Origin of the sequence: Bradyrhizobium sp. (assembly GCF_035652035.1) — a bacterium.
GTDB lineage: Bacteria > Pseudomonadota > Alphaproteobacteria > Rhizobiales > Xanthobacteraceae > Bradyrhizobium.
This window is the reverse complement of sequence record NZ_DASREO010000075.1, coordinates 26011-40323: the sequence shown is the minus strand read 5'-3', so window position 1 is coordinate 40323 and position 14313 is coordinate 26011. Positions and strand designations below refer to the sequence as shown.

At 62.5% G+C, this 14313-nt stretch carries 18 protein-coding genes; 10 read left to right on the top strand and 8 right to left on the bottom strand.

The features are described from left to right. Positions 1 to 120: 120 nt before the first annotated feature. Positions 121 to 1104 (top strand): AraC family transcriptional regulator, encoded by a 984-nt coding sequence (locus VFB05_RS20075; RefSeq protein WP_325015350.1) that lies wholly within the window; start codon positions 121 to 123, stop codon positions 1102 to 1104. Between the two features lie 5 nt (positions 1105 to 1109). On the opposite strand, the gene VFB05_RS20070 is transcribed toward VFB05_RS20075, so the two are convergent. The 3 genes from VFB05_RS20070 to VFB05_RS20060 form a co-directional block, all read right to left on the bottom strand. Next, positions 1110 to 2216 carry a DUF2336 domain-containing protein gene (locus VFB05_RS20070; protein WP_325015348.1) on the bottom strand — a complete coding sequence of 369 codons (1107 nt, stop codon included), beginning with the start codon at positions 2214 to 2216 and terminating at the stop codon, positions 1110 to 1112. Between the two features lie 55 nt (positions 2217 to 2271). Next, positions 2272 to 5358: a bifunctional diguanylate cyclase/phosphodiesterase gene (locus tag VFB05_RS20065; RefSeq protein WP_325015345.1), complete on the bottom strand. Its 3087-nt coding sequence runs from the start codon at positions 5356 to 5358 to the stop codon at positions 2272 to 2274. A 195-nt stretch (positions 5359 to 5553) separates the two neighbouring features. After that, entirely contained in the window at positions 5554 to 5907 is a 354-nt protein-coding gene (locus VFB05_RS20060) for a hypothetical protein (protein ID WP_325015343.1), read from the bottom strand. 233 nt (positions 5908 to 6140) lie between these two features. On the opposite strand from VFB05_RS20060, the gene VFB05_RS20055 reads away from it, so the two are divergent. From VFB05_RS20055 to VFB05_RS20025, 7 genes are all read left to right on the top strand, one after another. Beyond that, positions 6141 to 6644, top strand: coding sequence for a pyridoxamine 5'-phosphate oxidase family protein (locus tag VFB05_RS20055; RefSeq protein WP_325015341.1), 504 nt, complete (start codon positions 6141 to 6143; stop codon positions 6642 to 6644). Between the two features lie 41 nt (positions 6645 to 6685). Continuing rightward, complete coding sequence (locus tag VFB05_RS20050; protein WP_325015339.1) at positions 6686 to 7504, top strand: crotonase/enoyl-CoA hydratase family protein; 819 nt, start codon at positions 6686 to 6688, stop codon at positions 7502 to 7504. Between the two features lie 71 nt (positions 7505 to 7575). Further along, entirely contained in the window at positions 7576 to 8154 is a 579-nt protein-coding gene (locus tag VFB05_RS20045) for a TetR/AcrR family transcriptional regulator (RefSeq protein WP_325015337.1), read from the top strand. A 35-nt stretch (positions 8155 to 8189) separates the two neighbouring features. Continuing rightward, positions 8190 to 8717, top strand: a complete 528-nt coding sequence (locus tag VFB05_RS20040) for an SRPBCC family protein (RefSeq protein WP_325015335.1) — start codon at positions 8190 to 8192, stop codon at positions 8715 to 8717. Positions 8718 to 8860: 143 nt separating this feature from the next. Further along, positions 8861 to 9205, top strand: a complete 345-nt coding sequence (locus VFB05_RS20035; protein WP_325015333.1) for a helix-turn-helix transcriptional regulator — start codon at positions 8861 to 8863, stop codon at positions 9203 to 9205. Positions 9206 to 9227: 22 nt separating this feature from the next. Beyond that, a complete protein-coding gene (arsC, locus tag VFB05_RS20030) occupies positions 9228 to 9638 on the top strand; it encodes an arsenate reductase (glutaredoxin) (protein ID WP_325015630.1) in 411 nt (136 codons plus the stop codon). Next, positions 9638 to 10291 (top strand): MIP/aquaporin family protein, encoded by a 654-nt coding sequence (locus VFB05_RS20025; RefSeq protein WP_325015331.1) that lies wholly within the window; start codon positions 9638 to 9640, stop codon positions 10289 to 10291. The genes arsC and VFB05_RS20025 overlap by 1 nt, the downstream gene beginning before the upstream one ends. A gap of 24 nt (positions 10292 to 10315) precedes the next feature. On the opposite strand, the gene VFB05_RS20020 is transcribed toward VFB05_RS20025, so the two are convergent. Then, on the bottom strand, positions 10316 to 10840 hold the full coding sequence (locus VFB05_RS20020; RefSeq protein WP_325015329.1) for a CAP domain-containing protein: 525 nt from the start codon (positions 10838 to 10840) through the stop codon (positions 10316 to 10318). Between the two features lie 140 nt (positions 10841 to 10980). Further along, the gene (locus tag VFB05_RS20015; RefSeq protein WP_325015326.1) at positions 10981 to 11310 is read right to left on the bottom strand and encodes a hypothetical protein; all 330 of its coding nucleotides are present in this window, start codon (positions 11308 to 11310) and stop codon (positions 10981 to 10983) included. Between the two features lie 284 nt (positions 11311 to 11594). On the opposite strand from VFB05_RS20015, the gene VFB05_RS20010 reads away from it, so the two are divergent. Further along, positions 11595 to 11867, top strand: coding sequence for a SemiSWEET family sugar transporter (locus tag VFB05_RS20010; RefSeq protein WP_325015324.1), 273 nt, complete (start codon positions 11595 to 11597; stop codon positions 11865 to 11867). A gap of 41 nt (positions 11868 to 11908) precedes the next feature. Here VFB05_RS20010 and VFB05_RS20005 read toward each other — a convergent pair whose 3' ends face one another. After that, a complete protein-coding gene (locus tag VFB05_RS20005; RefSeq protein WP_325015322.1) occupies positions 11909 to 12145 on the bottom strand; it encodes a hypothetical protein in 237 nt (78 codons plus the stop codon). A 493-nt stretch (positions 12146 to 12638) separates the two neighbouring features. Here VFB05_RS20005 and VFB05_RS20000 point away from each other — a divergent pair, with 493 nt between their 5' ends. Next, the gene (locus VFB05_RS20000) at positions 12639 to 12782 is read left to right on the top strand and encodes a hypothetical protein (RefSeq protein ID WP_325015320.1); all 144 of its coding nucleotides are present in this window, start codon (positions 12639 to 12641) and stop codon (positions 12780 to 12782) included. Between the two features lie 800 nt (positions 12783 to 13582). Here VFB05_RS20000 and VFB05_RS19995 read toward each other — a convergent pair. Further along, the gene (locus VFB05_RS19995) at positions 13583 to 13885 is read right to left on the bottom strand and encodes a HigA family addiction module antitoxin (RefSeq protein WP_325015318.1); all 303 of its coding nucleotides are present in this window, start codon (positions 13883 to 13885) and stop codon (positions 13583 to 13585) included. Positions 13886 to 13898: 13 nt separating this feature from the next. Continuing rightward, positions 13899 to 14180, bottom strand: a complete 282-nt coding sequence (locus tag VFB05_RS19990; protein ID WP_325015316.1) for a type II toxin-antitoxin system RelE/ParE family toxin — start codon at positions 14178 to 14180, stop codon at positions 13899 to 13901. Positions 14181 to 14313 lie beyond the last annotated feature (133 nt).

The following is a 14313-nucleotide window of genomic DNA, read 5'->3' as shown; positions in this document are numbered from 1 at the left end:
CGTCTTGGTTCACCGCGACACGCGCTCGGACTGCGGCGACGCCGGCCTTGATCGGCGCAGCGCCGTTTCCGTTTGTTCGCTTCATCTTCATTCGATTTTTTTGCGCGACTGAGTGATTTCATGGACCGGGTGCTGCAGCCCAATCGCTTTTCGATTCAATATCGCGGCGCAGCCAGGGGACGTGACTACGAAGCGTGGCGTGAAGGTGTTTGTCGCGGCTTTTGCCGATTGGACGTCGGGCCTGCCAGGGACGACTGCATCGACTGCGGCAACGATTTTGCGTCGCTGCATTCCCTCGCGCTGGCCACCCCAAATGGATCGTCCGCCCGCTTTGCCCGGACGCGCGACCTCATGCAGGACGGCTGCGACGACTTCGTCCTGATCTCCGCGTCACGCGGCCGGATCCGCGTGACCCAGAAAAGCCGGGCGATCGAATTGTCGAAAGGCCAGATGTGCCTGACCGAGATGAATGTCGAGGGTGCGGCAGAACTGACCCCCGAGGGCAGCTTCATCACGACGCGCATCCCGCGACGGGCGCTGTTGCAGATCGCGCCGCGCGCGGAAACTCAATTGGCTCGGCCGCTCGCGAACGAGGCCGGGCTGCGTTCCCTGATCGATCGCTACTTCGCCCTGTGCAACGATGTGGCCGCCGAACTCGACGCACCAGGCCAGCAAGCGGCAGCTCAGCACCTTGTCGATCTCATCGGATTGCTGCTTGGCGGCGGGGCCGGGCAGGAGGACGTGCTCAGGCGGCGAGGATATTCGGCGGCGCGGTTAGAGGTGATGAAAGCCCAGGTGATCGACAGCCTGCACCGCGGCGGCCTGACGATCGATCGAATTGCGCAAGGTTGCGGCATCAGCGCGCGACAGGCGCAGCGTTTGTTCGCCCATTCGGGGCAGACATTCTCGGAGTTCGTACTTGACCAGCGGTTGTCGCTGGCGCGCCGGCTGCTGACAGCGGCGTCAAACCGGCATCGCAGGATCAGCGACATCGCCTATCAATCCGGCTTCAGCGATTTGTCGTATTTCAACCGCAGCTTCAAAAGGCGATTTGGCGCGACACCGTCCGACGTCCAGGCGGGTGCCGGCGTCGGCGCCCCATAGCACGGTCACTTCGGCTTGTTCGCTTTTTCCCGCATCCGGTAGAATTTCATCGCGGTCTGCGCGGTCGCCGGCTGCAGGCGGAAGAAATTGGCGAACGTCACGTCGAGCTGCTGGCGCGAGGAGCCGTTGACGCCGGCATGCAGCAACAGGAGCTTGAGCGTCGTCGCCCAGGAGAAATCGAGCGCGCGGGCGAGCACGACGATCTGCTCGGTCTGGTTCTGGACGAAGGATCGTTCGACGGCGCCGAGCGGAATGTCGCACATCAGGGACAGCGCTGCGACCACCTTGTCGAAGCTGCCCTCGTCGGCAAAGGCGAGCACGCGTTCTTCGTTCAGCTTGCCCGCGGCGTTCAGCTCGCGCACAAGCTGGGCGGCCTGCGCAAAATCGCTGGAGCCGGCGCGCGCCTTGGTCTGGATCTCATCGGTCGCCTGCGCGACCATGGCCTTGATCAGTTCGGCGCGGCGCGGATCGGCCTCGATCAGCTGGTTCTTGACCGTTTCCGACGCATCGACGAACAGCTTGACCAGGTTTTGCCGCGGAATATCCGGCCGCGACCAGACGCACAAAGCGAGATCGCCGTCGTCGCGCGCCTTGCGCACCAGCGTCGTGACGCCGAACTCGGAGAAGCGCGCGCCGGCATTATTCGCGGTCGCAGAGACCACGGCGCGATTGCCGCGCTCCACCAGTACGTCGGTGACGGCCTCGCCCAGGACCTTGCGGCCGGAGATGGCGAGCAGATGGCTCTGGCTCTGGGTTCTGGCGTTGTCGACCAGCGTCGCATCGTCGAGCCGCTCGCTGTGGGTCAGCACGGGCCCCGCGACCTGGATGGCGGAATCGAATGCCAATACGCGAACCACCCCGCGCGGCGCATCGGGCAGTCTGGCGATCCGGCTGCCGAACTGGGCGCGGGCGGCGCTCTCGATGTTTTCGAGCAGCCGGCTCATCACGCTGTCGAACAATTCGATCTGGCTTTCGGAGAAGGAGCCCGACCGCAGGACGAAGAGATCGGTGACCTTGCGCAGAATCTCGGCGCGCCGCGCCAGGTCCTTGCCGCCGAGGGCATCCTCGAGCTGGTCGATCAGACCGGGGTGCGATGGGGTTTGCGTGCTCATGACGAAATATCCAATCGAATTCTTCGACTATTCGAGAGACTGTTCGTGTCTCGTGTCAGGCCACCATATTTTGCTTAACCGACGGATAACGGATGGTGAAATCGAGCTCGGAAGCCGGCACCGGCCGGCTGAAAAGGTAGCCTTGGGCGAGTTCGACGCCGGCCTGGCGCATATATTCGAACTGCGCTTCGGTCTCGATGCCCTCGACCGTCGTGACCTTGCCGAGGCCCTGCGCCAGCGCCAGCACCGATGAGACCACCGCGGCGTAGTCGCGGCGCTCGAGCACGCCTTGCGTGAACGATTTGTCGATCTTGATCTTGTCGAACGGGAAATTCGTCAAATAGGTCACCGAAGAATAGCCCGTGCAGAAGTCATCCAGCGCCAGCGATATTCCGAGATTCTTGAGCTGGCGAATCGTCGCCAGATGCGCCTCCTGGTTTTCCAGCATCGAGGTTTCGGTGATCTCGAGCTCCAGCCGTGTCGGTTCGAGGCCGCTCTCGACCAGCGCGCACAGGATGACGTCGAACAGGTTGCCCTTCTTGAACTGCACTGCGGAAATGTTGATGGCGATGTTGATGTCGGCGGGCCATTTGGCCGCATCCGAGCACGCCCGGTGCAGGATCCACTCGCCGATCGGTGCGATCAGGCCGGTCTGCTCCGCCAGCGGAATGAACTTGTCCGGCCCGACCAGCCCCTTGACCGGATGCCGCCAGCGGACCAGCGCCTCGACGCCGCAGATCTTGCGGGTTTTCACGTCCACGACCGGCTGATAGTGCACCTCGAACTGGGAAAGCGCGATCGCGTCGCGCAATTCGCTTTCCGCAAGCTGCTGCGAGGTCGCCGTCTCGAGCATGTGGGGGTGATAGATGCGGTAATCGTTCCGCCCCTCGGCTTTCGCGGTATAGAGCGCAAGATCGGCGCTCTTGAGCAACCCTTCGCCTTCGCTGCCGTGCTCGGGCGCCATCGCAATGCCGATGCTGGCGCCGATATTGACCTCAAAGCCGTTGAGATCGAACGGTTCGCCGATCGCGCCCAGGATCCGCAAAGCCAGCGAGATCGCGCCCTCATGCTGGGCCTCGCCGCCCTCCTGGATAATGGCAAATTCGTCGCCGCCGAGCCGCGCCAGGAGGTCGGTCTCGCGGATGGTGGTTTTCAGCCGCCGGCCGGCTTCGATCAGGAGCGCGTCGCCGGCGGGATGGCCGAGCGTGTCGTTGATGTTTTTGAAGCGGTCGAGATCGACCATCATCACGGTGACGGGCGCGCCGCCGCGCTTCAGCCGCTTGCCCGCTTCTGCGAGCTTTTCGTTGAACTGCGCGCGATTGGGCAGGGAGGTCAGAACGTCGTGGCGCGCCAGGTGCACGATCTCGGCTTCGGCGCGCCGGCGGTCGGTGATGTCTTCCAGGATGGTGAGCCAGCCGCCGCCCCGCATCGGCTGGCGTGTCAGCAGCACGAAGCGGCCGTCGGCGAGCTCTTCGATCCGCTGCGAGTCCGGCGGAAGCTCGGAAACTTCAGCCACCCTTGCCTTCACCGCGTCAGCGCTGGCGTAGCCCTTGATCACGCCGCGGGAGAGCTGGTCGGCCACGAGAGTCTCGAAAGGCGTGCCAACCTTCAACAGCGCCTCGGGCACGTCATGCAGCTCGGCATAGCGGCGGTTCCAGACGACAAGCCGCTTGCGCTCGTCGAACATGCACAGCCCTTGCGCCATGTTGCTCAGCGCCGTCCCGAACCGCATGTTGATGCGGGCCAGCTCCGCGGCCTGGTTGAAAAGTGCTTCCTCGTCGCTGACGCGCTCGGTGATGTCCTCGTGGATCGCCACCCAGCCGCCGCCGGGCATCGCCGTGTTGACGACCGAGATCGTGTGTCCGTTGTTGAGGCGCGTCGTGTTCTCGCTCCTGCCGACGTCGCGCAGCCCCTGCCAGAAGTTATTGACAAAGGTCCTGGCGTCGCCGTCGAGCCCGCCGGTCTGCTTGCGGTGGGACGCGATGTCGTAGACGTCCGTGCCCGGCCCCACGACCTCTGACGACATGCCGTAAAGGTCGAGATAGCGCTGGTTCCAGACCATGAGCTTGCCGTCGGCATCGAACATGGAGAGGCCTGCCGGCATGTTGGCGAGCGCTGCATCGAAGCGGGCGTTGGTCCTGGAGAGCTCCAGCGAGCTTTTGGCGAGGTTCCTGGTTGCGCGCCAGACGAAAGCGCCCATCAGCAGGATCAGGCCGGCCATGACCGCCGTCTCGATCAGCCGGCGTATGGCGCTCTCCCGCCAGGGCGCCAGCAGCGCCTCCATGTTTTGCGCGACGACGACGAAGACCGGATAGGTGTTTCCCTTCTCAAAACTGTTGTAGCGCGTCACGCCGTCGATCGACGCCTTGATCTCGACGCTTCCGGTGCGAGCCGTTTGCACCTGCGGAAAGATATGGGTCGTCGTGATGTCGCGGCCGACATTGGCGTCGACGAACGGCCGCCGCACCAGAAGCGTGCCGTCGGTCGTGGCCAGCATCACGGCGCTGTTGTCGCCGAGTTCGAGACGATCGTAGATGTCCTGAAAATATTGCGGATTGACCGCGGCAATCGCGACGCCGCCGAACGTGCCATCCGCCTTGTTGATGCGACGCGTGACCGGAATGTGCCATTGTCCGGTGGTCCGGCCGTGGACCGGACGGCCGATGCGAAGCTCCTCGTCGTCGTGGCTGCGGTGATAGATGAAATAGTCGCGGTCGGCGAACTGGCCCGGCTTTTCCGCACCAAGCATGTTGACGACCATGGTGCCGTGCTCGTCGAGTACGCCGAAGGCCACGAACTGGTTGGAGTTTTTGATCTCCTTGGCGAACCAGGCCTTCAGACGTTCCCGCAATCCTGCATCCAGCGGCTTGCGCTCAACCCTTTCCACGACACCGAGCAGGATCGCATCCGCGGTGCGGAAGGTCAGCTCGGCGTGCTGGATCAGTGAGCCCGCGAGGTTGGCGGTGTCCTGTCGCGCATCCGATACCACCTGGGACCGTTGCGCGATGACGTGGGAGATTTCGAGGCCGACCAGCACGGTGCAGGCCAGCGCGACGAAGCACGCAATGCCGCGCGGCGCGAGAACATGCGCGGTGCCGATACCAGACCGCCTGGCTCTGATCCATGCCTTCACGCCGAACATACGCCCGAACTGCTCATTTTAAGAAAAATCGGCGGTAAAATCGTGCCTCCAAGCTAGCTATCATGTGTTAAAAAAGTAACGCAGCACCGTGCGGGCGGCTGGCTCTGCCACCGGCCGAAAACGCGCACATGCTTAAGCGTCTCTGACCCTGGAACCTGATTGCTCTGGTCCGGTCCGCTGGCAGGCAGCCCGACGTCAATTTCCTTCGGGCGCGTAGTGGCTTTCGATCAGGCGATAATGGCCGCCGGACGACACCCAGGTTTGATGCAGGCAACCGGACGGCCCGCAGAACGGTTTCTCCCCGCAGTAGAGACGCTCGAAGTGCAGCACCACCTTGCGAAGATGGTCGGTATAGCTGGCAAATTCATGCAGAGCCTTGGGCATGGGACATAATTGCAGGACCTGCGCGCGAACTTCGGTCGGCAGGTTTTCGATGTGCTGCGGATCGTAGCGATCGTCACTCCTCATGTTGCCGCCTTTTGCGAACGAAGGCGTGCTGAGAAGCAGCAGTGCGGCAAATGCCATCAGGCAGCGCGAGGCGTGATGCATGGCGGTCCTCCGGGGCACAGGGGCACACAAGGACATTAGCCGATTCACGGAACAACGTAGATCACGATGCCGACGCCGGCCTTACGGCGGCGGTCTTTGGCGCATCGCCGCCGCCCGCTCCGCTGCGCCTGTATCCCTCCGGGGGAGGGGGTCTACGATCTAGACGATATAGTCTAGACTATATAGTCTAATCGTGATATTGCCAGTTGGCGTTCTTTAATTGGGAGAGTCCCATGCCCGAGCCGAAACCTGACGCAGAGCATGCCCGCGAGCTTGTCGCGGGCGTCGAGACAATCATCGCGCGCACCGCCAATTGCTGGCTTTTGAGCCGCACTGAAGATCGCATTCGCACGCGTCCGATGGGGCGCATCCCGGTGCGGCCGGGCGAGGATCCCTGGACGGTCCGCTTCGTCACCGACCGGCGATCGCAAAAGGCGGCAGATCTCCGGCAGTCCCGTCAGGTGACGCTCGCCTTTCAAAAGGAAGACGAAGACGCCTACGTGTCGCTCGAAGGCGCCGCGCGGTTGATCGAAGACAAGGAGGGCGTTCAAGCGCTCTGGCACGAGAAATATCGCGCGCATTTTCCGACCGACGAGGATCGGGCGAATGCAGCCTTTATCGAGGTCAAAGTCACGCGCATGGAGCTTTGGGTGCGCGGTCTGACCAGCGAACCGTTCGGCGCCCGCACGACGGTCGTCTTGCGCGACGCGAGCGGCGGCTGGCTCTGCGCGGCTTGAGGCGCTCTTCGCCGGAACGCGAACAAGAGAAGGATTCTGCGATGGACAACCGCGTCAAACTCGACATCGATCAAGGCGTCGCTGATGTCAGGCTCGCGAGGCCCGAAAAACTGAATGCGCTCGACCCGCAAATGTTCGATGCCCTTGCCAGAGTGGGGGCTCGCCTCAAAGCCCATCGCGGCTTGCGTGCTGTCGTCCTTTCTGGGGAGGGCCGCGGCTTTTGCGCGGGCGTCGATCTTAAGCGGATCGCCGCGGTCGCCGACGGGCGGCCGCTGATTCCCTGCGCGGACCTGACCCGGCGGACGCACGGGCCCGCCAATCTCGTTCAGCATGTCGTCTGGCAATGGCGGTCGCTCGCCGTCCCCGTCATCGCAGCGGTGCATGGCATCGCCTTTGGCGGCGGCTTTCAGCTTGCTCTTGGCGCCGATATCAGATGCGTCGCCCCCAAAACCAGGTTCTCGGTGCTGGAGACCAAGTGGGGCCTCGTTCCGGACATGGCCGGCGTGCATCTCATGCGCCGTCTGGCGCGCGAGGATATCGTCCGTGAGCTGACCTATACGGCACGCACCTTCACGTCAGAGGAAGCGCTGCAATACGGCTTCGTCTCGCGCCTGGTCGAAAACCCGCATTCCGCAGCGATGGACATCGCGCGCGACATCGCCGCGCGCAGTCCGGATGCGATCCGCGCGGCCAAGCGGCTGTTGAACCTCGCAACGGCGCGTGACGCGGAAACCATTCTCTTGCAGGAAACGGCGGAGCAGATGCATCTGTTGGCCTCGGCGAACCAGATCGAAGCCGTGAAGTCCAACCTCGAGGGACGCAAGGCCTGCTTCACCGATCCCGAGCCGCTCGTTCAATGAAGTGTTTTCGAGCGTGAAGAAAACGCGTCAAGACAAGAATCGGTTCTGACCAAAAGGCCCCGGAGCACATCATGGGACGTCCGCTTTACGATCATGCCGGCTTTCTCGAAGCGGCGAGAACCCTGGCGTATGAAGGCGGACCCGCCGCCGTCACCGTCGATTCGGTCGCAAGGCACCTGAATGCGCCGAAGGGATCGTTCTATCACCGCTTCGCATCGCGCGATGCGCTGCTGGGCCAGCTCTGGCTGGACCTCGCGCTCGAATTTCAGCAGGGCTTTTTCGCCGCGATCGAAGCAGGCGACGGCCTCGCGGCCGCGTTGCACATGCCGCGTTGGGCGCGCGCGCATTTGCAGGAGGCTCGCCTGCTGTCGCTGTACAGCCGTCACGATTTCGTTCAGGGCGATTGGCCGGACGAACTCAAGAAGGGCGTGCGCGAGCAGACGGAGCGGCTGGAGCAATGCCTGGTGCAATTTTCTCGCGACACCTTCGGCCGCGCCGGCGCGCCGCAGATTCGCCGATCGACCTTCGTGCTGCTGGAGGTTCCCGTCGCCGCCGTCAAGGGGCATCTGCAGAAGCGGGAAGTGCCGCCGCCGCTGGTCGACGAGCTGATCGAACGAACCTATCGCGCCATCGTGCAGGACGCGGAGTAGACGAGGACAAGCGAGGCCGCGTGACGGAGACATCGATGAAGAAAATCCATGCCGAGGCGAGCATCGTGACGTCGGCGGATCGAGACGTCGTCTACTCGCTTGTGAAGAATTCGGCGTCCTATCCGTTCTGGTCGATGATTGACGAATTCGAGGCGGTCAGGCCGGGCAGGGACGGGCCGTATGGCGTGGGCTCGCAGCGCATCTTCCGCACCGGCCGTCTCGTCATGCACGAGGAGGTCGTCGAGCTCGTGCCCGATCGCCTGGTCGCCTACGTTCTGCTGAGCGGCTTTCCGATGAACGACTACCGCGCCGAAACGATTCTCGATTCGCTCGACGGCGGCGGCACGAGGATCACCTGGCGCTGCGCGTTCTATCCCAAATACAAGGGAAGCGGCTGGTTCTGGCGGCTGACGATGTCATGGGTGTTCCGGCGGTTCCTGCGCATGTTGGCGCTTACTTCCGAGAACCGTCGGCAGCGGGAAGAAATTCTCGCCGCCGCGCACGGCAATGCGACGTCCAAGCGCATGCTGGCGGCTGCCGAGGGCGCGACATCGCGGACGTGACGCGCCGCTCGCGACGGGGTGCGGCAGGCAAGCCCGGCCGCATCGGGCAAGCGTGATCGACCAAGCCTGATCAACAACGCCTGATCGACACGGTGCGAAAAGGCGGGTTGACGATCTCTCTTTATTTCGATATTCGTTGAAATATGGAAAAGACAGCCGCCGTTGCCGCCCTTGCAGCGCTCGCCCAGGACAATCGTCTCGATGTCTTCCGCCTGCTGGTTCAGGCCGGCCCCGACGGAATGACAGCCGGCTCCATCGCGGAAGCGCTGGATTTGCCCCCCAACACGCTGACGTTTCACTTCGACCGTCTGCGCATGGCCGGGCTCGCGACGGTCAGGCGCGATGGCCGCTCGATGATCTATGCCGCCCAGTTCGAGACCATGAACGCGCTGCTCGGATTTCTCACCGAAAATTGCTGCGGCGGAGCGTCATGCGCGCCTGTCGCCACCTGCAAACCCGCGCGGAAGCGCGTCAAAGTGCCAGCCTGAAAGGACATGCCGACCGACCATGATTGATGTCGTCATCTACCACAATCCTGCTTGCGGAACGTCGCGCAACACGCTTGCCATGATCCGCAGCGCCGGCATTGAGCCGCACGTGATCGAGTATCTGAAGACGCCTCCCTCGCCGGCGCTGCTGCGGCAACTCGTCGAACGCCTGGGCATCTCGGTGCGCGATTTGCTGCGCGAGAAGGGGACGCCCTATGCCGAACTCGGGCTCGGCAACCCGGCGCTGTCTGACGATGCGCTTCTCGATGCAATGATGGCGCATCCGATCCTGATCAACAGGCCCATCGTCGTGACGCCGAACGGCGTGAAGCTGTGCCGTCCGTCCGAACTCGTGCTCGACCTCCTGCCGGCGCAGGACGGCGAATTCGTCAAGGAAGACGGCGAGCGGATCTCGTTGAAGCGTGGCGGCTGATGGCGACCATTGCGCAACGCGCCGCCGCCGAGGGTCTCGGATCAGCTTTTCTGCTCGCAACCGTCGTCGGTTCCGGGATCATGGCGGCCAAGCTCGCGGGCGGTAACGGCGCAATTGCACTTCTCTGTAATACGTTGCCGACCGGTGCGATTCTCGTTGTGCTCATCCTGACGTTCGGCCCGATATCCGGCGCGCATTTCAATCCCGTTGTCAGCACGGCGCTGGTATTTCGCCGGGAATTGCCGGTGAGCGTTGCTGCCATCTATATCGTTGCGCAAGTCCTCGGCGGCATTCTCGGCGTGCTCGCCGCGCACGCGATGTTCGAGCTTCCAATATGGCAAGTATCGATGACGATACGAACGGGACCGGGTCAGTGGTTCGCCGAAGCGGTCGCGACGTTCGGATTGCTCTTGACCATCTTCGGAGTTTCGGCCCGTTCGCCTGGCGCCATCCCCTACGCGGTCGGCCTTTACATCACGGCCGCGTACTGGTTCACCGCATCGACATCGTTTGCCAATCCTGCGGTGACAATCGCCCGTGCCTTGTCGGACACCTTTGCCGGGATCGCGCCCGCCGGTGTCATCGCCTTCATCGCTGCACAGCTCGCCGGCGCAGCTGTCGCGGTGCCGCTGGCACGATGGCTCTGGAGATAGGATCTCCGGCCGGCATCGCCGCCGTCACAGGCAGGTATCGTTCAGCATCAACTGGCAGGGCTTTTCCTTGAGCTTCCCGCCTTTGGCAGTCTCGAGGCGCTTCGGCTCCGGCCCCGCGATCTCCATCGCCCAATAGGTCTCGCCGCTTTTGCTTTTGGCGCTGGCGATGCCGACGCGCGTCGCCTCGTGCATCAGGAGGTTGCGGCGGTGCCCATACGATCCGATCCATTGCTCCAGCGCCTTCGCGAAGGTGGCGTCGGCGGCAAGGTTTTCCGCAGCGCGCTCCGCGTTGAGGTTTGCCACGCGATCGGCGAAGGGGCGGAACGCGCCATGATCGAGCGCACCCGTGACGGCCATCGCCTTGGCCTGCTCCTGCGCGATGCGGTTGAGAACCGGATCGATCGTCACCTTGCCTTCGCCATGCTGATGCCGATAGTTCGAAATCAGCTCCGCGGGAGATTCCGCTTTTGCGGCGGGCGGGACGAAGAGGACGAATAGGGCCGCGGCGAGGGCGCCGCGCCATTGAGCCAATTGTCCACGCCTGTTCATGTCGCCTTGCGCCGCTGCTGTTTCGATTGGGAAAGCAAAAAGCCCCGATTTGGGGCTATAAAATGTCCACCTCACGCACGCGTGGCCATGATCGGGACGGCCGGATTGACCCAGATAAGTTCTCCTGCCGGTTAGTCCGGTTAATGAGCTTTTTCCGCACTTTGAGCGCATTGAGCCATTTCCGAGAAGTGTGAGCGGGAGGCGAGAACAAATCGCTGGCCTGCTTCACCGAAAAGGTTCAACCTGCTTTTATCACCGGCCAAGGCTCTGTCCGTAGGCGTCGGTGGCTGAGAGATAATCGCGCTCCCGCCTGCATAAAGGAAGGGAGCGGCCTCGTGCTGCATCGTAAAATCCATCATGACGACGGAAGGTATCAGAGCGAAATCGCCCGCTCGCGTGAAATCATAGCGAGGTGCGTCGAGTTGCTCCAGCAGCCTTGCGCGGATGCATTTCTTGGCAGGCAGCGCCACGAACTCATCCTGTTCAGCGACGATCACTCATCGGTTGACGACAAGACAAACTGACTCGCCGTCTCGCACTGACTGACGGACCGGTCAGTTTCGGCCCGCGCGAGCCGCACCGTGGCGCGAACACGCGCAACGGCGATACGCGTGTCCATGCGATCCTGGTGGGCTTGATCTCGAATCAGCCTGCTTTCTCGGATCGCCCAATCGGCGCGGGCCAGGAGATCGTCTTTCATTCCACGATAATACCCCCCGCACGGCAAGAACATGATCGAGACGCGGAGGACATGATGGATCGCACTCAAATCATCGGCTTCCTGGCGGGATTGGGCACGACCTTCGCCGCGCTGCCCGACCTGCTCGCCATGTTGAAACGGCGCTCGAGCGCCGGCATGAATCCGAGGATGGCGGCTATCACGGGCACGTTTCAAATTCTCTGGGTGATCTACGGGACGCTCATCGGCTCCAGCAACATCATCATGTGGAATGTGATCGCCGTCGCCACCAACTACCTCACTGTCGGGGCGTATCTTTACTTCGGGCGCCGTGAAATCAGACCTTGATTCTGAATCCCGGCATCGGTGGACTTCCAAACGGTTAAGGATCAGAAATGGCCCGGCGTTTCGTCGCGCCGCCCGCCGGCTACCCCAGCGCCACGATCGGACCGTTCGAACGCGAAGCTTTTGGTGATGAAGCGGTCGCACTTCGCGCAATAGCGGTCCCTCACCTCGTTGGCATCAAAGCTGACCGCACCGCACGGCAGAAACATGATCGAGACGCTGTTGTCATCAGCGATATAGCTCGACGCCTGACGGGGCTTGCAGGTCTCAAAAGAGGTCATGTGGCCCGCCCTCTCAGTCGCTACAGGAACAACACCGCTATGGCGGCCACGGCTAGCAGCAGCCCGCCCCATACGGCAACGGCGCAACAGCGTTCGATCAGTCCATCCACGAATCACCTGTCCCCTGATCGCAACCGGAGAGAGCACGGAGGGCGAGTTCCCTCGTTAACGCATGTGAATCCGCCCTGTCTTATTTGCCGGACGTCGTTAAGATCGCACCCGCACAGGTTCTGCCCGACGATGCGCGAAGGCGCGTCCCTTTCGGAGGGGTCTGACGAGGATCTGGAATACCGAAGACCTGCCGGACCGTGAGCAGTCGCCTATTGGCGCGAGGTGTTCTGCGAGGCATTCGTCACGCTGCGACCCGAGAGGCCACAAGACCAGAACACGAGCTTGCGGTGATGACGAAGGTATTCTGCGTCGATGTCGTCTACGACGCCATGCGCATCGTCGGTGTCGACAGCTACACCGACATGCACCCCTGGCTGAGCTGATGAACGATGCGATGTGCTTCCCGCTCTACGACGGCGGCAACATGGGCGCGCGCCGCCCCAATTTGCACAGCATCATCGAGAACCCGTCCTACAGCTCCCTGACTGCACCATACGGCACGTTTGGGAACGCCGGCGCCGGGTAGGGCGCATCCGGCCGCCGCTTCGAGCACCTGACATGTCCACACCGTCCATGCGCGCGCGTCGGCGCGGGCTTGGACGGATTTGCGATTCCGGCTAATCTCCTGGCGAGTTTGGCGAGGGGACCGGCTGCGGTGGCTCAAAAACCATTCTTTCTCATCCTGAGGGACGACGGCGCTGGCACCTTTTCGGTCGAAGGCCCAATGATGGATGATCGTTCCTGGGTTTCTCAGGTTGTCACGGCTCAGCGCGCGGGGCGGAAAGTTCGTTGCCAGGCGGCGACCGGGGCGACGCGGGAAGAGTGCATCAAGAACTGGTTGAAATCCAATCCTCGCATGAAGCTCGTCGATCCCGGCATGTTGCCCTGAAATCTTGATCGCCGGCCTTCGTTCGCGGCCCTCTCGCGGCGGATCACGACGCGGGCGGTTGCTGCAACGCCCTCGCTTCGCGGCGCACCCATCCAGACCTCGCCCTCTTCCTCAGAGGGATTCTTAAAATTTCAAACGTCATTGAATGAAGTTCGCCCTGCCGGATTTAATCAACCGCAGGTTATACTTGCAATAGTGATTCTCTCGGCAAGGAACGAACGAGGCAGGGCAATGAGAGTCGCACCATCCTCAACGGGCGAAGTGTATCTCGCACTCGCCGTTGTCACCACAGTTCTGATGATGGAGATGGCCGCCTTCGCCATCCTGGCGGGCTAAGGCCGGTCGCATAGCGGGCGTAACTGGCTTCATCGCATCGCAAGGTGCGCTGCATTGACATGCCGCCCCATCCCGGCGACGTCGATTTCTGCCCGCGTGTGTCAGGATTGTGCCGCGCTACGCGCGGCTGGCAGCGGACGAAGCCGCTTGAGGCGGGGACTGGCGGCATTGCGTGCATGGGCAAGATCGAACGCAGTCTGCAGGTTGAGCCAGTATTCCGCCGACTGGCCGAACGCCTTGCCAAACAGCAGCGCCAGTTCGGCGGTCACCGGTCGCGAGCCGTTGATCACATGCGAGATGCGCATCGAGGAGACGCCGATGGTATCGGCAAACGCGGATTGTGATATCCGCAGTTCCTCAAGCAGCTCTTTTAGATATTCGCCAGGGTGAATGGCAACGGGCATCTTGGCTGGTCCTTCAGTGATAGTCAGTGATCTCAACATCGAACGCATCGCCGTCGAGAAAGCGAAAGCAGACACGCCACTGGTCATTGATCCGGATCGAATGTTGTCCTGCTCGGTCGTTTTTCAAAGCTTCCAGCCGATTCGACGGTGGCAGCCGCAAATCCTCAAGCCGCGTTGCGGCATGCAGTTGACCAAGCCGCATCGTGGCCCGCTTGCGGATATCCGGCGGCAATCGCCGACTTTTGCCAGTCTCGAACAGTCGCGCGGTTTCGGCATCGGCGAATGATCGGATCATGCTGGACGTACATATAAACGATTTGTTTATTGCGTCAAGGTCTGCCGATTTGGCTTCTGCGAGGCATCCCCTCGTCCAGTCTTCGCTTTCGCGGCGCTCAAGCTTCGCCGGACATGCTTCGCTGACGGGCGTA